This window comes from Myxococcales bacterium (genome assembly GCA_016706225.1).
In the GTDB taxonomy this organism is placed as follows: Bacteria; Myxococcota_A; Polyangia; order Polyangiales; family Polyangiaceae; genus JADJKB01.
On record JADJKB010000005.1, the window covers coordinates 1,135,122 to 1,152,007 of the forward strand.

At 67.7% G+C, this 16,886-nt stretch carries 14 protein-coding genes; 11 read left to right on the forward strand and 3 right to left on the reverse strand.

Features of this window, described 5'->3' with window-relative positions:
• Window positions 1–74: 74 nt before the first annotated feature.
• The 3 genes from IPI67_12670 to IPI67_12680 are packed head-to-tail and all read left to right on the forward strand — an operon-like array spanning window position 75 to window position 3,856.
• On the forward strand, window positions 75–1,730 hold the full coding sequence (locus IPI67_12670) for a restriction endonuclease (GenBank protein MBK7581053.1): 1,656 nt from the start codon (window positions 75–77) through the stop codon (window positions 1,728–1,730).
• Window positions 1,727–2,623: a hypothetical protein gene (locus tag IPI67_12675; protein ID MBK7581054.1), complete on the forward strand. Its 897-nt coding sequence runs from the start codon at window positions 1,727–1,729 to the stop codon at window positions 2,621–2,623. Before IPI67_12670 ends, IPI67_12675 begins: the two co-directional genes overlap by 4 nt.
• Before the next feature lie 42 nt (window positions 2,624–2,665).
• On the forward strand, window positions 2,666–3,856 hold the full coding sequence (locus IPI67_12680) for an arginase family protein (protein MBK7581055.1): 1,191 nt from the start codon (window positions 2,666–2,668) through the stop codon (window positions 3,854–3,856).
• Between the two features lie 299 nt (window positions 3,857–4,155).
• On the opposite strand, the gene IPI67_12685 is transcribed toward IPI67_12680, so the two are convergent.
• The gene (locus tag IPI67_12685) at window positions 4,156–4,929 is read right to left on the reverse strand and encodes a glycerophosphodiester phosphodiesterase (protein ID MBK7581056.1); all 774 of its coding nucleotides are present in this window, start codon (window positions 4,927–4,929) and stop codon (window positions 4,156–4,158) included.
• On the reverse strand, window positions 4,926–5,882 hold the full coding sequence (locus IPI67_12690; protein MBK7581057.1) for a hypothetical protein: 957 nt from the start codon (window positions 5,880–5,882) through the stop codon (window positions 4,926–4,928). The genes IPI67_12685 and IPI67_12690 overlap by 4 nt, the downstream gene beginning before the upstream one ends.
• Window positions 5,883–5,974: 92 nt before the next feature.
• Here IPI67_12690 and IPI67_12695 point away from each other — a divergent pair, with 92 nt between their 5' ends.
• The 7 genes from IPI67_12695 to IPI67_12725 all read left to right on the forward strand — a co-directional run bounded on the left by IPI67_12695 (window position 5,975) and on the right by IPI67_12725 (window position 13,216).
• Entirely contained in the window at window positions 5,975–6,700 is a 726-nt protein-coding gene (locus IPI67_12695) for a hypothetical protein (GenBank protein MBK7581058.1), read from the forward strand.
• Window positions 6,701–6,752: 52 nt separating this feature from the next.
• Window positions 6,753–7,187: a DNA-processing protein DprA gene (locus IPI67_12700; protein ID MBK7581059.1), complete on the forward strand. Its 435-nt coding sequence runs from the start codon at window positions 6,753–6,755 to the stop codon at window positions 7,185–7,187.
• On the forward strand, window positions 7,187–7,714 hold the full coding sequence (locus IPI67_12705) for a hypothetical protein (protein MBK7581060.1): 528 nt from the start codon (window positions 7,187–7,189) through the stop codon (window positions 7,712–7,714). The genes IPI67_12700 and IPI67_12705 overlap by 1 nt, the downstream gene beginning before the upstream one ends.
• Before the next feature lie 76 nt (window positions 7,715–7,790).
• Entirely contained in the window at window positions 7,791–10,256 is a 2,466-nt protein-coding gene (gene topA, locus IPI67_12710; GenBank protein ID MBK7581061.1) for a type I DNA topoisomerase, read from the forward strand.
• Window positions 10,253–11,596, forward strand: a complete 1,344-nt coding sequence (gene trmFO / locus IPI67_12715; protein MBK7581062.1) for a methylenetetrahydrofolate--tRNA-(uracil(54)-C(5))-methyltransferase (FADH(2)-oxidizing) TrmFO — start codon at window positions 10,253–10,255, stop codon at window positions 11,594–11,596. Before topA ends, trmFO begins: the two co-directional genes overlap by 4 nt.
• Before the next feature lie 48 nt (window positions 11,597–11,644).
• Entirely contained in the window at window positions 11,645–12,535 is an 891-nt protein-coding gene (locus IPI67_12720; protein MBK7581063.1) for an rRNA pseudouridine synthase, read from the forward strand.
• A 186-nt stretch (window positions 12,536–12,721) separates the two neighbouring features.
• On the forward strand, window positions 12,722–13,216 hold the full coding sequence (locus IPI67_12725) for a hypothetical protein (protein MBK7581064.1): 495 nt from the start codon (window positions 12,722–12,724) through the stop codon (window positions 13,214–13,216).
• A gap of 26 nt (window positions 13,217–13,242) precedes the next feature.
• Here the strand turns inward: IPI67_12725 and hemW are convergent, their stop codons facing one another.
• The gene (gene hemW / locus IPI67_12730) at window positions 13,243–14,499 is read right to left on the reverse strand and encodes a radical SAM family heme chaperone HemW (protein ID MBK7581065.1); all 1,257 of its coding nucleotides are present in this window, start codon (window positions 14,497–14,499) and stop codon (window positions 13,243–13,245) included.
• 59 nt (window positions 14,500–14,558) lie between these two features.
• On the opposite strand from hemW, the gene IPI67_12735 reads away from it, so the two are divergent.
• Window positions 14,559–16,721, forward strand: a complete 2,163-nt coding sequence (locus tag IPI67_12735; GenBank protein MBK7581066.1) for a bifunctional (p)ppGpp synthetase/guanosine-3',5'-bis(diphosphate) 3'-pyrophosphohydrolase — start codon at window positions 14,559–14,561, stop codon at window positions 16,719–16,721.
• Window positions 16,722–16,886: the final 165 nt, after the last annotated feature.

Sequence of the window (16,886 nt, forward strand, 5' to 3'; positions counted from 1 at the left end):
AGGGAGCGATGATCGCTTCCCAGGCATGCCACCCGAGAGAACGAAAATGTTCTCCAAGAACCCAGAGACTCAGAATGACTTTTACGGAAGCTGCGGCGCAGGTCCTGCGCCTCGTAGGCAAACCTCTACACTATAAGGAGATTACGGACGTCGCGATCGAGAAGAACCTGCTGAGCCACGTGGGCAAGAGCCCGGAGGTGACCATGGGGGCACGGCTCGCAGCGCTCGTGAAAAAGGGGGACAAGGAAAATCCTCTCGTTCGGATCAAACCTGGCGTCTTTGCCCTGCGTGATTGGGACAAAGCCACCATCGACAAGGGGCTCGCGGACCGCACCCCGGCGCTCGAGATCGCCAAACACGCGAAGCTCGATCTCTCCCCGATCACCCCGGCGAAGCGCGCGGACGACGACGACGACGACGAGGTCTTGGTCAGTGCCGATGCCGGCGACGAGGACGACGAAGACGACGCCCCTCCCGTCAAGACCGACGCCGAGGAAATGGCGCGCGAGCAGCGAGCTGCTGGCGCGACGGAGTTGTTCGAGGCAGAGGACGACGACGATCTTCCGATCCTCGGCCGTCCTGACGACGCAGAGGGCGAAGAGGACATCGAAGGTGAGGGGGCCGCGGACGCGAATGGTCGCCGTCGCCGTCGCCGTCGCCGTCGTGGCGGTCGCGGAACTGAGCGAGACGAGCCGCGCAGCAGCGGCGACGATCTTCCAACCTATACCGTCTCCGACGCCCCCGCCGACGTTCAGGTCGACGGTGACGCGGAGCCAGGTCCGGACCGTGAGCGAGATCGGGGCGGCGCCCTGGAGCGCGATCGGGATCGGGACCGAGGTCGTGACCGAGGTCGTGGCCGCGACGATCGCGAGCGTCGTGACGACCGCGATCGAGATCGAGATCGCGACCGACGCGATGATCCCGGCGGGCCGATCGACGAGCTGGCAGCCAAACCCCTCGCAGACGCGGTGGCCGCGCTGCTCGGCACGTTCGACCGCGGCGGTGGTCCGGTGGGTGTGCAGAAAGTGGCCGATCTCGCCCAGCGGCGTGGGCGGCTGACCGGGGACTTCCAGGCAGCACAGGGGCTGATCCTGGCTGCGGCGCGCGCCGACAATCTGCGCCGCTCCGCCAACGGAGCTCGCCCCCGCTTTCGGATCAGCGGAGGTCGCCTTGCGCTCACCGAGTGGGCCATCGACGCAGAGGCACTGCGACTCGAGCGGGACGTGCTGGCGCAAGCCGACCGTTACCGCGAGGCGGTGCGGCGGTCGCTGCTTCGGAAGATGCAAGACTTGCCTCCGCGCGCCATCGGCGAGCTCGTGTGCTTGCTGCTCGAGCGAGTGGGCATGACAGACATCCAGATGGTTCGCCGTCCCGGCTCCCCGGGCACCGAGCTGCATCTGTCTGCCGTTGCTCGGGGGCCGAGCGGAAACATGCCGACGGCCATCGTGGTTCGGCGTGACGGGCGCGAAATCGGGCGTGAACGCGTGACCGAGCTGCGCGGTGCGCTCCACCACTACGGCTCTGCCGCTGCTGGCTGGCTCGTGACGACCGGGCAGGTCCTGAGCGGCGCGCGCGAAGAGGCCTCGGCCGTTGGTGCGGCTCCGGTCGCGCTGGTCGATGGCATCGGGTTCGCTCGCTTGTGCGAAGAACACGGCGTTGCGGTGCTCGAGACCCGGGTGTCGCTCCCGATCATCGACTTCGAGCTGCTCGAGGCGCTGCGCGGGTCATGACCTCGGGCGGGGTGCGCGCCAGCAAGACAGCAGCCTTCGGCGCCCTTTGTGCGGCGCTCGGGGGCTGCACCCGCTCCCCCCCGCCGTCTCAGTTTCCGAGCGCTCAGGACGCGCTGGCACGCATGCACGCGACCTACGCGTGCAGTCGCGGCATCCAGGGCGAAGCCAAGCTCGATTACTTCGGCGAGCAGGGTCGGGTTCGGGGCAACGTGCTCTACATGAGCATGTTGCCGGACTCGCTCCGGTTCGACGTGTTCAGTCCTTTCGGCGTGACGCTCTCGACGCTCACCGCCGACGGGCGTGACTTCGCGCTCTACGATCTGCGCGAGAAGTCGTTCCTCTCCGGTCCGGCCAACACCTGCAACGTGATGCGCTTCACCCAGGTGCCCGTGCCCCCTTTTGCGCTGGCCCAGCTACTCCGGGGCGAGGCGCCGGTGCTCGTGCACGAACAACCCCAGGCGACGCTGGCCTGGGAAGGGGGCGTCTACGTGCTCCGGGTGACCAGCAAACACTCGGCCACTCAGGAGATCCACCTCGAGCCGAACCCGAACGACTGGGCCGAGCCGTGGGAAAAACAACGCGTGCGAGTGCTCGAGGTACGCGTCGCGCAGCACGGCATGGATCTGTACCACGCCTATCTGGCCGACCACGTGGCGGCGAGCACGGCTCCTCCGCGCAAAGACCAGGACGGTCTCGAGCCCACGCTGATGCCGAGCGGTCCGGAGTGCCACGCCGAGATCCCGCGGCGGCTCCGCCTGGTGACCCCGGACACCGACCAGGAGCTGGTCCTCAGAAACAAGGACGTCGTGCACAACCCGCCCCTGCCCGAAGGGTCTTTCCGTCAGGGTCCACCGCGGGGCGTGACGATCCGCCGCTCGGTGTGCGCCGATTGACGATCCGGTGGCTGCGGTAATCTCGTATAGTTCCCCGTCGAGATGGCCAAGAAGCGCAAGGCCCGAGCGGCACAGGTCGATGCGGCGCGGGCGGAGCGCCTGGCAAAGGCGAAAGAACGGGCGCAGGCCCGGGGGCGCGCGCTGAAGAGCGCGGCCGAGCGCGAGAAGGCCGCGGCGAAGCGGGCCGAGCGCAAGGTCGAAACGACACCGTTCGAGCCCGATGGCAAACACACGCCGTTCAGTCCCGTTCCGACCGAACGCATGCCGCGCTTTGCGGGGGTTCCGACCTTCCTTCGCCTGCCGGCGGTCCCCGACGGCGACGCGGTTCCAGCGGTCGACGTGCTGTTGGTCGGTGTGCCGCTCGACGGCGGTTCGACCTATCGCTCCGGTGCCCGCTTCGGCCCGCGCGCAGTGCGCGACGCGTCGGCGCTCGCCCGTGGTTTCTCCTCGGCGCTCGGCATCGACGTGTTCGACGAGCTCCGGGCGGCGGACGGCGGCGACGTCGTGCTCTCGCCATTCGATCTGGACGCGGCCATCGAGGCGGTTGCAGCGCGGGCGGAGGCCATCGCGCGCTCGGGGGTCATCGGTGGTTTCATCGGTGGCGATCAGACGCTCACCCTCGGCGCGCTGCGCGGCATTCACCGGGCGAAGCTCAAGAGTGTGGGTTTGGTCCACATCGACGCCCACAGCAACACCGCAGGCCCGGCCTGGGGGCGCGACATCCACCACGGCAGCGTGATCCGACACGCCGTCACCGAGGGTCTCATTCGTCCGGACTGGACCGTGCAGATCGGGCTCCGAGGGCCGTACTCGACCTCCGGGGACCTCGCGTTTGCGATGGGTCAAGGGTTCGAGATCGTGAACGTGGACGAGGTGAAGTGGGATCTTCACTCGGCGGTGAGCACCTTGCGCAAGGTCGTGCGCCAAGGACCGGTCTACGTCAGCGTCGACATCGCGGCCCTCGACCCGGCGCAGGCACCCGGCGTGGGGATCCCATGGCCCGGCGGCATGACCGCGTGGGAGCTGCAGCAGATCCTGCGGGCGCTCGTCGGCAGCGAGATCGTCGGCTTCGACGTGGTCGAGCTCTGCCCGCCCTACGACGTCTCGGAGATCACCGCGCACGCGGGGGTGATGGTGGTGCAAGAGATCCTGGCGGCCATGGCCGACACCCGACGCAGCGCGCGCCCGGCGCCGAGCACACGAGACGCGCGGGGCGGGCGCATCTCGGCGTGATGCGCGGGGTGCGAGGTCAGCGGGAGAATAATTACAGGAAGTCGGAAGGGCGGAGAGGATTTAGGGATCGGAGGAGAAGCAGAGGGGCGGAGAGCGGAAGGGGAAGGGCGGAGAGGATTTGGGGATCGGAGGAGAAGCAGAGGGGCGGAGAGCGGAAGGGGAAGGGCGGAGAGGATTTGGGGATCGGAGGAGAAGCAGAGGGGCGGAGAACGGAAGGGGAAGGGCGCAGAGGAAAGGGGAGGGGCGGAGAACGGGGAGGGGCGGATTGAGCGGGGCAGGAATGTCGAGGCGCTGGTGTTTCATGGCGAACGGCGCTGACGAAGCGCGTGCACGATCACGTCGGGCACGTCGCTGATCAGGGCGTCGACGCCCGCGTCGGCCAGGCGCAGGGCGTCGTGGGGTTCGTTCACCGTCCACACGTTGACCAGCGCGCCGGCGCGCTGCCAGCGTCGGATGCGCTCGGGGGTCGCGATGGCGAGCTCCGGGTGAACGCCAACCGCGCCCAGCCGGCGAAAGGCCGGCGCCCACCTGAGCACGCGCTGTTTTGCGTGCACGAGCCACGCGGACGGTACCTCGGGCAAGAGCCAGGTGAGCGCTCGCACGAACAGCGGATCGAACGACGAGAGCAGCAGCTGTTCACGGCTGAAACGCCGCGCGCGGAGCAGCTTTGCCACGCGCCACACCAGCTGGCGTCGCTCCGTCACGTCCCGCTTCAGCTCCACGTTCAACAGGTGTCCGCCGGCCTCCGCCCAGTCGAGGACCTCGTTCAAAGTCGGGATGTGTGCGCCGCCCGCCAACTGAACGCGGCCGAGCTCGCTCGCGTCGAGCTTCTCGATGTCGCGCACGTCGCGCTGCTCCGTCACGCGCTCGAGGCTCCGGTCGTGCGCCACCACGACGCGGCCGCTGCCGTCCAACCGCACGTCGAGCTCGACCCCCGCCGCCCCCCGTTGCACCGCGAGCTCGAAGGCCTCGAGGCTATTTTCGGCCGCTTCGCGCCGCGCCCCGCGGTGACCCAGCACCAGCGGCGGAGCTCCCGGCCTGCGACGGAAACCCCGAGCCGCGGGCGGCGTCACGCCAGCTCTTCGGCAATGGCGCGGGCGATCTCCCGCGCCCGGTCCACCTCGGCCGCCCGGAACGCGATCGCCCCGACCACCGGATGACCCCCGCCGCCGTAGCGCGCGCAGATCGCGCTGATGTCGGTGTCGAGGGGTTTGCCGCTCCAGGGGTTGTAACCGACGCTCACCTTGGCGCCGCTCTTGAGCACTCCGACCACCACCGAGTAGACCGAGTCGGGGAAGAGGGCGTACGTGACGAACTTGCCGACGCTGTCGAGCACCGTCTCGGTCAGGTCCACGAACACGACGCGCCCCATGCGCTGACCTTTTTCCCGCACGCGCTCGACGAAGCGACCTTGTTTCTCACCCAGCGGTTTGTAGCGGTCCTCGATCAGCTGTGAGCGAGCAACCTCGGCCAGCGGTTTCTTCAAGAGCTCGGGCACCATGCGCTCGAGGAAACCATCGTCGCCGTAGTGCTCCACCACACTCACCATGCGCATGATGGGCTCGGTGCGGCTGATGGCGTGTTCGGGGGAGTCGAAGCGGGCCGAGTCCACGATGTCCGCCCAGTGCACCAGATCTGCCAGCGCTGGGTCGTTCAGCGCGAAGTGGCGCCAGGCCACGTCGGCAATGAGCTTGGTGCAGGAGCTGTAGTCCGGATCGTAGAAGTAGCGCCCGCCGGCCTTTTTCTCTTCGAATACGCCCTGGTCGTCGCTCGTCTGAAAGGCTGTGCGATGGTGATCGAAGAACCAGGTCACGTTCCCCACCGCCGAGTAGCGGTAGTCCAAGATCGCGTTCTCGTCGCCGCAGAGCAGCGTGGCATCGGCGCGAGTCTGGCCGTTGCCGTAGCCGCACGCGCGGTACACACACTTGCGCTTCGGGCCGCCAATCGCACCGAGCAGGCGTGTGAACACCACCGCGCTCGCCAGCCCGTCGAAGCAGTGTCCGTGTGTCGCGACGACGACCTTCACCCAACGCCTGTTAGCACAGGTCCTGGCACTGTGGGGTGGTGTGGGTATAGACTCCGAGCCGTCGTTTTCGGCGAACCGAGGGAGCCCCGAGCATGCGATTGATGACGTCGACCATCGTTCTCAGCCTCGCCATTGTGAGCGCAGTTGCGCTCACAAACTGCAAGAAGAAGGACTCGGGCCAGGATGCGCAGTCCGGGTTTCAACAGGGGCAGTCGGGCGGTCCATACGGAAGCGGCGGCGGTCCTGGACCCGGCCCCACTGCAGCGGCACCCGACGCGGGCAGCCCCGCACCGTGTCAGCCGGGTCAACCGTGTCAGCCCCAGCCGGGCCAGGTGCCCGCGCTCGGCAGCGTCGGCAACGACCCCAACGCGCTGCAGGCGATCATCGCCGGCGCGCTCGCCGGCGGCGCTGCGACCTTCGGGCTCCTGACGGGCGGCGAGACCTCGCAGCTCGAAGCGGGCATCAAGATGAAGGCGCAGACCGACGCCAAGGGCAAACGGCCCGACGGACAGCTGATGACCGCCAAGTTGCAACAAGATGGCCACGCCGAGGCGATGTTCACGCTGCCGCCGAACAGCTGTTTCACCTTCGTGGGCTTCGGAAATCCCGGTGTCTTCAACTACCAGATCAACATCTTGACCGCGCCGCCGATGCCACCGCAGGTGCTCGCGCAGAGCGGCGCCGGCGGTGTGGATCCAACCGTTGGTCCCAACGACCAGTGCGTGCGAAACCCATATCCGACCGCGCTACCGGTGAAGATCGACATGCACGTGCTCAAGGGTCAGGGGCTGGTGGGCGTGCAGGCTTACAAGAAGTGACGGGAAGCGCGGCCGCGCGCAACTGCCCGATTGGTGAGCCGATACGCGGACGGTGCAGCCACCTTCCGCTTTCGACGTTCTGACGGACGCCCGCCTCCCGCCGCGCGTTCGCGACCTGCCGCGTCCCCCAGCGCAGCTCTACGTGCGCGGTGAGCTGCCGCGCGGTCCGGCGGTCGCCATCGTCGGCACACGAGCGCCCAGCCTGGATGGTGAGACGTACACCCGACACCTCGCGGGAGCGCTCGCGCGAGCCGGAGTGGCGGTGCTCTCCGGAGGCGCGGAAGGGATCGACACGGCTGCTCATCAAGGTGCCCTCGACGTGGGCGGAGTGTCCGTCGTCGTGATGCCATCGGGTTTCGAGCGGCCGTTTCCCGAGGCCAACGCCGAGTTGTTCGAGCGCGTCGTGGCCGGTGGCGGCGCCTTGGTGTCGGAACACGCACCGGACGTTGCAGCGAGCCGCACCCGCTTCTTCCCCGCAACGCGCTGATGGCAGCGCTCGCGCATGTGGTGGTGATCAGCGAGGCGCCCTGGCGGAGCGGGGCCCTGAACGCGTCGAAACACGCTCGCGCCCTCGGGCGCACGCTCCTGGTGGTGCCGCACGCGCCCTGGAACCGAAGAGGCGCCTGCTGGTCCGTCGAGCTCGGCCGCGGTGCCGAGCTGTGTTTGGGCCCCGACGACGTGCTCCGCCGCCTGGCTGACCGGCAGCTGCACGCCCTCGGGCGCGCGGGGGCGCCCCCGCCAGTGCCCGCGCCGGCGCCCGCCCCCGCCCGCGAGGAGACCGAGCCGCCGAGCCTCCCGGAGCCACCACCCCCGACCCAATGGCACCCCGACCCGGACTGCCGAGCGGTGCTCCAGGCAATTTCTGGCGGCCTCCCCCATCCCGACGAAATCGCTCAGCGAACGGGGCTCGATGTGCCGCGCGTCCAACACGCGCTCTTGACTCTGACGCTGGAAGGCGTGTTAGTAGCGGCCCCCTCCCGCCAAGGGAGAACCGTAACCCGTCGAAAGCATTGATTTTTGATGCCTTCACCCCGGGGAACGGGGTTGCGCCTCCAGGTTTCGGAGCGCATGAGGAGGGGTTCAGGCTGTCATGGAGAAGACCCTCGTCGTCGTCGAATCACCGGCCAAGGCCAAGACCATCAAGAAGTACCTGGGCCCCGGGTTCGAGGTCCTGGCGAGCAAGGGTCACGTCAAAGATCTGCCCAAGCGCATGGGCATCGACGTGGAGGACGGCTTCAAGGAGACCTACGAGGTCATCGAGGCCAAGGCCAAGGTCCTGGTCGAGCTCAAGGCCCACGCCAAGAAGGCGGAGCGCCTGCTCCTCGCAACCGACCCCGATCGCGAGGGAGAGGCCATCGCCTGGCACATCGCGGAGGAGCTCAAGCGCCCCAAGCTCGAAGTGCAGCGGGTCGAGTTCCACGAGATCACCAAGAAGGGCGTCCAGAAGGGGCTCTCGCAGCCCCGGGCCCTCGACGAACACCTCTATGATGCCCAGCGCTGCCGCCGGGTTCTCGATCGCATCGTCGGTTACGACGTGTCGGCGCTCGTGTGGAACAAACTCGCGTTCGGCCTCTCCGCCGGTCGAGTGCAGTCCGTCGCGCTGCGTTTGATCGACGAGCGGGAGCGCGAGATCGAGGCCTTCGTCTCGGAAGAGTACTGGAACATCGGCGCGGCCCTGAAGAGCAAGAAGTCAGCCCCGCTGGTGGCACGCCTCACTCGCGTGAACGGCGAGAAGGTCGAGGTCACGAACGGGGCTCAGGCGGCCGCCATTCGCGCCGATCTCGAGCAGGCCAAGTACCGAGTCGCCACGGTCACCAAGAAGGAGCAGAAGCGCAATGCGCCCGCTCCGTACACGACCAGCAAGCTACAGCAAGATGCGACGGGGTATCTGCGCTTCACCGCCAAGCGCACGATGAGCGTCGCGCAGAAGCTCTACGAGGGCGTCGACCTCAAGAAGGACGGCGGCGCGGTCGGCCTCATCACCTACATGCGTACCGACAGCGTGCGCGTGAGCCAGGACGCGATCGACGACGTGCGCGTGCACATCGCCGAAAAGTACGGCAAGGAGTTCCTGCCGGCGAAGCCCAACGCTTTTCGCAGCAAGAAGAACGCCCAGGAGGGCCACGAGGCGATCCGCCCCGCCTCCCTCGAGTTTCCGCCGGCGCTGGTGGAGAAATACCTGACGGCCGAGGAGTTCAAGCTCTACAAGCTGGTCTGGGATCGCTTCGTTGCGTCGCAGATGGCGCCCGCGGTCTACGACCAGACGGCCGTCGACATCGATGCCACGCCCACTCACAAAGGGGCGACCCACAAGTCGCTCACGCTGCGCGCCAACGGCAAGGTCCTGAAGTTCGCCGGTTGGCTCGCCGAGTACGGCAAGGGCACGTTCGGCGACAACGAGCAGCTCGCGGGCGAAGACGAAGCCAACGAGGCTGAGGCGCGGGACAGTGTGCCGCCGCCGCCCTCCGGCGAGACGGTCAAGACCCTGGGCTTCGACAGCGACGACGGGACCCTGCCCGAGCTCAACGAGAACGAGGAGCTCAACCTCGTGACGCCGCCGGGTGTGCTCACCGAGCAGAAGTTCACGCAGCCGCCCGCGCGCTTCAACGAGGGCTCGCTGGTGCGTGAGCTCGAGAAGCGTGGCATCGGCCGGCCGAGCACCTACGCGGAGATCATCAGCAAGGTGCAAGCGCGCGACTACGTCGAGAAGCTCCCGGGCGGACAGATGAAACCGACGGAGCTCGGCAAGATCGTGGTGTCCGGGCTGCTGTCCACCAACCTCGACTTCATGGACCCCGACTTCACGGCCAAGATGGAGGAGGAGCTCGACGAGGTCGAAGCCGGCCGCCTCGAGCGCGTGAAGCTCCTGTCCCGCTTCTACAAACGCTTTCGCGAGGTGCTCGACGTCGCGAAGAAGCAGAAGCGCTGGGCTCCGGAGCCGGAGCGCACGGAAGAGAAGTGCCCCGAGTGCGACTCGTTCCTGCTCAAGCGCTGGAGCAAGAACGGCTTTTTCCTGGGCTGCGAGGCCTACCCGAAGTGCAAATTCACGCGGGACCTCGGCAAAGACGGCGTGCCCGCGCCGCCGCCCAGGCTCACCGACGTCGAATGCGACAAGTGCGGCAAGCCCATGGTGATCAAGACCGGGCGCTTCGGTGAGTTCATGGCGTGCAGCGGCTACCCGGCCTGCAAGAACGCCCGGCCTCTGCCGCTCGGCGTGCCGTGTCCCAAGTGCGGCGGTGACATCGTAGAGATCCGCTCCAAGAAGCGCGGCGGCAAGACCTTCTACGGCTGCACCAAGTACCCCGAGTGTGACTTCAAGATCTGGCAGCGCCCCATCGACGAGCCCTGTCCGCTGTGCAAACACCCCTTCTTGACCGAGACCACGGGCAAGAAGAAGAAGATCGTCTGCCCGCGCGGCAAAGAGTGCGGCTACTCCCGCGAGATCGAGGAGGTCGGCGAGGGTGTGCTGCAACCGGGTGGGGATGGCGCGCCCGAGTCCGGCACCGTGCGCTCGTCGCACGCGCCACCCGACGCTGCCGAGTCGCTCTCGCCGTGACCGCGGCCGCGGAGGTCTCGATCATCGGTGCGGGCCTCGCGGGCTGCGAGGCCGCGCTCAGTCTCGCCGCCCGCGGCATCCCGGTGCGCCTCTTCGAACAGAAGCCGGTCGCCCGCACCGAGGCGCAGTCGAGCGACTCCTTGTGTGAGCTCGTGTGCTCGAACTCGTTCCGCGGCGCGGCGCTCTCGAACGCCGTCGGCCTCTTGAAGGAGGAGATGCGACGGCTCGGCTCCCACGTGATGCAGGTCGCCGAGCTCACGAAGGTCCCCGCCGGCGGCGCGCTCGCCGTCGACCGCGAGGCCTTCGCCGCGGAGATGAGCCGGCGTGTGCGGAGCGAGCCGCGCATTCAGGTCATCGACGGGGTCATCACGAGCATGCCCGCGGCGCGGCCCTGCATCGTTGCCACCGGACCCCTCACGGGCGCGGAGCTCGCGGCGGACATCGCGCGGCGCGTCGGCAGCGAGCACCTCGCGTACTACGACGCCATTGCGCCGATCATCGACGCCGAGAGCATCGACTGGGACAAGGTCTTCGTGGCCTCGCGTTACGGCAAGGGCGAGACCGAGGCGGACCAGCAGGCTTACGTCAACTGTCCGCTCGATCGCGAGCAATATCTCGCGTTCGTGGACGAGCTCCGGCGTGCCCAGAAGGTCGAGCCGAAGAGCTTCGAGGACGTGCGTTACTTCGAAGGTTGCCTGCCCGTCGAGGTGATGGCCGCGCGGGGTGAGCTCACCTTGCGTTTTGGTCCGATGAAGTCCGTCGGCCTCGACGACCCGCGCACCGGCCGCTGGCCCTTTGCCGTGGTCCAGTTGCGCAAGGAAGACGCGGCCGGCAGCGCGTACAACCTGGTGGGTTTCCAGACCCGCATGACGTGGCCCGAGCAGGCGCGGGTGTTCCGCACCATCCCCGGCCTCGAGCAGGCGGAGTTCCTGCGCATGGGCTCGGTGCATCGCAACACCTTCATCTGCGCGCCGAAGTGCCTGGGCCCGACCCTCGAGCTGGTGGGTGAGCCGGGCCTGTATTTCGCGGGGCAGATCACCGGGACCGAGGGTTACGTCGAGAGCGCCGCGGGCGGCTGGCTCGCGGCCTATTTCGTCGCGGAACAACTGGCGGGGCGCACGCCCGTGCCGCCGCCGGTGACGACGGCCCACGGCGGTTTGCTCACGCACCTGTCGCGTCCCAACGCCGACTACCAACCCTCGAACATCACGTTTGCGCATCTGCCGCCACTCGAAGGCGGAAGACTCAAGAAGCGCGCGCGGTACGAAGCGCTGGCGGCGCGAGCGCTCGCAGATCTCGAGGTGTGGTGGGCGGCAGCGCAGAGCACGCGGGCGGCGTAGGGCGTCTGGGGCAAGTCGCGCCCCAAGTCGTGTTACTCCTCCAGCGGAGTGTTCGTCCCCCGGCGTCTCGACAAGTACCTCAAGGACTGCACGCCGTTGTCGGTGAAGCAGGTGGAGCAAGCGCTCTCCGAGGGGCGCGTGCGAATCGAGGGCCGCGCGGCACTCGACCCGACCCCGCTGGTCTTCGACGAAGATACTGTGACCCTCGACGGCGTGGCGCTACGGCTGCGCGCCGATCACACGCATCTGATGCTGAACAAACCGCTCTCCGTCACCTCCACGGCGCGAGATCCCGAGGGGCGCGCGGATCTGAGCGGGTTTCTGCAAGCGATGCCGCCGGGGGTGTTTCCCATTGGGCGTCTCGACCGCGACACGTCGGGGTTGCTCCTGTTCACCAGCGACGGGGATCTGGCCCACGCCGTGCTGCATCCGGAGCACCACACCGACAAGATCTACTGGTTGTGGCTGAACGAGGTCGTCGAAGACCACGACCCACGCCTCGCGCAGATGCTCGAGGGCTTCGTGGTGCGGGAGCAGCACGTGCGCGCGCGGGCGATCGAGGTCCTCCACCGCACCTCGGATCTCACCGAGCTCCTGGTCACGCTGAACGAGGGAAAAAATCGGCAGATCCGCCGCATGCTGCGGGCGCTTGGCTTCCATCTGCAGGCCTTGCACCGAAGGAGCGTGGGGCCGCTCTCGCTGGGTGACCTGCCGCTGGGGCAGTGGCGAGCGCTGAGTGACGCGGAGGTGGACGCCCTCTGGACCGCGACGGGTGGGCGCGACTTGGTGCGAGCGCGGAAGGTGGCCGCGTTGCGACTCGCACAGGGCAACGCTCGCGCCGCGGGCGCGGCGGACTTGCGGTTGGAAGCTTGGCTCGCGGGGGAGCAGGGGAGTCGGAGGAATTACAGGAAGGCGGAAGGGCGGGAGGATTTGGGGTGAGGGGAGCAGGGGAGGCAGAAAAATTACAGGAAGGCGGAAGGGCGGGAGGATTTGGGGTGAGGGGAGCAGGGGAGGCAGAAAAATTACAGGAAGGCGGAAGGGCGGGAGGATTTGGGGTGAGGGGAGCCGTTGCTCGAGCGGGTGTCTGGTCCGAACGAGGCGACGGTGCGAAGCTGGAGCAGGCTCATGCGTGCGCGAACTCGGGCAGACGTCACCCTCGCGTTCCTCCTCGCCGTGGCCGGGTGCGCGGCGCGGGAACCTGGGCCTCCGCCCGCGCGCTCCATCGTCGTCCCTGAGGCTGCGAGCGAGCCGAGCGAGCCGAGCACCGCCCCACCGCCAGCGTCCGCCTCGTCCTCCGGCGCCCGCTCGCTCGAGTGCAAGGTGCCAAGCGAACAGAGTGATCTCGAGGCCGCGAAGCGGACCTTCAGCGCCGGCGTCAACGCCTACCAAGACGGTGACTTCGCGTCGGCAGCGGACGCGTTCGCGCGTTCGTACGTCCTGTCGTGCAAGTCACCCCTCCTGCACAATCTGTCGAAAGCCGAGGAGCAGCTCGGTGACTTCGCGGCGGCGGCCCACACGCTCGAGCTGTATCTGCAGCGGGACCCGAGCGTCCCGCAGGCCGAGGACGTCCGGCGACGCATCGACGAGTTGCGACGGCGCGCCGGGGGCCCGCAGCGCTGACGCCGGCGTGCCCGCCAGCGCGAGCCTCACATCAGCTCGCTGATCGTCCCATCCGCGAACAACCACGCCGCCTTCGGGATCCACAGGCGCTCACCACTCTGCTCCAGCCGTCCGCACCCCACCAACCGCTCGACAGCGCGCCGTCGCTCCGGCGTCCAGGCCTCGACGCCGAGCTCCCTGGCCGCCGCACCGAAATCGAGACCTTCGGCCAGCCGAAGCCCGAGCAGGATGCGCTCGACCAGCGCGGTCTCGCCGTCAATCGGCTCGTGTTCCGGAGTGAGGGCCGAGGCGCGGCCGAGCTCGGCGGACTCCCAGCTCTCCGACAGATACCGCTCCACCGCCGGCGTGTTGCGATACCGCACACGCTCCCCGCCCATGCTCACGGTGCCCCATGCTCCGGTGCCGAGGCCCAGGTACTCGCGCCCGATCCAGTACCCGACGTTGTGCCGTGAGCGCGCTCCGGCGCGGGCAAAATTGCTGATCTCGTAGTGCTCGAAGCCCAGTCTGCCGAGCGCCTCGTCGACCGCCAAGAACGACTCCGCAACGACGTCGTCCGGCAAGAGCGGCAGGCTGCGCTGTTTTGCGCGCCGCCCGAACTCGGTGCTCGGCTCGATGGTGAGCGCGTAGGCCGAGAGATGCTCGACCCCGAGCTCGGCGACCGTCCGGCTCTCCTCCGCGGCCTCCGCGGGGCTCTGGCCGTGCACACCGAAGATCAAATCCGCCGACACCCGCGGCACACCGGCTAGGATGGCGTCCTCGACCGCGCGCAGCCCGCCGCGCACGTCGTGCAAACGACCCAGGAACGCCAGCCGCTCGGCGTTCAAGCTCTGCACCCCGAGGCTCACGCGATTGACGCCTTCATCAATCAGCGCCCGGGCTCGCTCGCGGTCGAAGCTGGTCGGGTTGCACTCGACGGTGATCTCGACGTCGTCCGCCACCTCGAAGGCCTCGCGGATTTTCCCCAGCACCCGCCCGAGCTGTCGCGGCTCCCACAGACTCGGGGTTCCGCCTCCGAAAAATACACTCTCGAGCCGGCGCGGCCCCAGCTCCGGCCGCCGGCGCCCGAGCTCGTCGATGACGGCGCTGGCGTAGTCCTGGTGGGGGAGGGCTTGCGGAACGCCCGCGATGCTCAAGAAATCACAGTACGGACACTTCTTGAGACACCAGGGGAAGTGCACGTACACACCGAGTGAGCTGAGCTGATCCGCCGCGCTCGCGCGTCCTTGTTCTGGAGTTCCGATCAGCGCAGGCCCTGGAAAACGCCCGGGTTTTGCGAGCGACATGCCGTAGTGATACCTTCCATGCGGCCAAGCTCAGCGCTTGGCAGTTTTTTCTCGCCACCGTGCTCGACGTCTCACAGCTCGTCTCTCGAGTGCAGGGTTACCAGCCCGCGGCCGACACCGATCTGATTCGGAAAGCCTACCACTACTCCGAGTGGGCCCACCGCGAGCAGATGCGCAAGAGCGGGGATCCGTACTTCATCCACCCGGTCAGCGTCGCCGACATCATCACGCAGCTGCGCCTGGACACCGCCAGTGTGTGCGCGGGGTTGCTGCACGACGTGGTCGAGGACACCGGCGCCACCCGCGAAGACATCGCCCGGGAGTTCGGCGACGAGGTCGCGCACCTGGTCGACGGGGTCACCAAGCTGGGCAAGATCAACTTCACCAGCAAAGAAGACCGCCAGGCGGAGAGCTTCCGCAAGATGGTCGTGGCCATGGCCCAGGACATCCGTGTGCTCCTGGTGAAGCTGTGTGACCGCCTCGACAACATGCGCACGCTCCAGCACATGAGCGCCGAGGGCCAGGAGCGCATCGCCCGCGAGACGCTGGAGATCTACGCGCCGCTGGCCAACCGCCTCGGCATTCAGCTGCTCAAGAGCGAGCTGGAAGATCTCTCGTTCCAGTACCTGGACCACGACGGCTACAAGGCCATCAGCCAGAAGCTCGCCAAGACCAAGAAGGAGCGCGAGCGTTACATCGAGGGGGTGTGTCGCACCATCTCGTCGCGGCTGGCCGAGCACGGCTTCGGCGCCGACGTGACCGGGCGCGCCAAACACCTCTACTCGATCTACCGGAAGATGAAGTCGATGCAGAGCGACTTCGAGCAGATCTACGACATCCTGGCGTTCCGCATCTGTGTCGAGTCCGTGGCGGACTGCTACGCGGTGCTCGGGGTGATGCACTCGAAGTGGATGCCGGTGCCGGGACGCTTCAAGGACTACATCGCGCTGCCGAAACCCAACATGTACCAGTCGCTGCACACGGCCGTGATCGGACCGGGCCGCCAGCGCATCGAAATTCAGATCCGCACCCACGAAATGAACCGCGTCGCCGAGCACGGCGTGGCGGCGCACTGGAAGTACAAGGAGCGCATCTCCGGCGGGGTCGACCCGAGCGCCGCCGAGAAGTTCGGCTGGCTGCGGGAGCTCGCGGATTTCCAGCGTCACCTCAAGGACCCGGCGGAGTTCCTCGAGAGTGTGAAGATCGATCTGTTCCCGGACGAGATCTACGTCTTCACACCCAAGGGCGACGTGCGCATGTTCCCGCGCAGCTCGACCCCAATCGATTTTGCGTACTCGATCCACACCGAGGTCGGCAATCGCTGCTCTGGCGCCCGCGCCAATGGCCAGATTGTCCCGCTGCGTTACAAGATGCGCAGCGGCGACGTGATCGAGGTGATGACGTCGCCCCAGCAGCACCCGAGCAAGGACTGGCTCGACTACACGGTGACAACGCGCGCGCGCAACCGCGTGCGAACCTTCCTGCGCAGCGAGCAGCGCGAAAAGAGCATCAACCTCGGCCGCGAGCTGCTCGACAGCGCGATGCGCGAGGCCGGCATGAGCCTCACGCGCCTGCTGAAGAACGAAGACGAGCAGCGGAAGCTCTGGGAGGCGCACAAGACCGGCACCTGGGACGAGCTGCTCTTGACCATTGGCTACGGCAAGCTCGAGACCGAAGATGTCATTGCGACGCTGCGTGCCAAGTCGCCTGCCGGCAGCACGGAGCCGCCGCCGGAGCTGAAGACGGGCCGCATCGAGCAGCTGGTGCGCAAGGTCACCGGCAAGGACACCGGCGGCATCAAGGTCAGCGGCGTCGACGATGTGCTCGTGCGGTACGCCAAATGCTGCAACCCGCTCCCCGGTGACTCGATCATCGGTTTCATCACCCGCGGCCGGGGCGTGACCATCCATCGGCGGGAGTGCGCGAAGGCGTTCGACACCGATCCCGAGCGGCGCATCGACGTGTCGTGGGACAGCAAGGCGAAGATCAACCGCCCGGTGCAACTCAAGGTCACCACCAGCAACAAACCCGGCATCTTGGCCAACGTGAGCCAGACCTTCAGCGCCCAGAAGATCAACATCAGCGAGGCGAACTGCCGCGCGCAAGACGACGGCCGGGCGTGCAACATCTTCACGTTCTTCGTGGGCGACCTGAACCAGCTGAAGAACGTGATGAAGGCCCTCACCAAGGTGAGCGGCGTCGTGGACGTCGAGCGGGTGTAGGCCGCCCGAGCCGGCCGCGTCAGCGGAGGATTTTCGCACCGCGGAAACGGGCGCGCTGGGCGGCGCGGGGCGGAGGAGTGTTTGCGAGGGGCGGCGCGGGGCGGCGAGGGGAGCGCGCATGCGCGGCGCGGGGATGAGGGCAGAGGGGCAGGGGAAAAGCGCAAG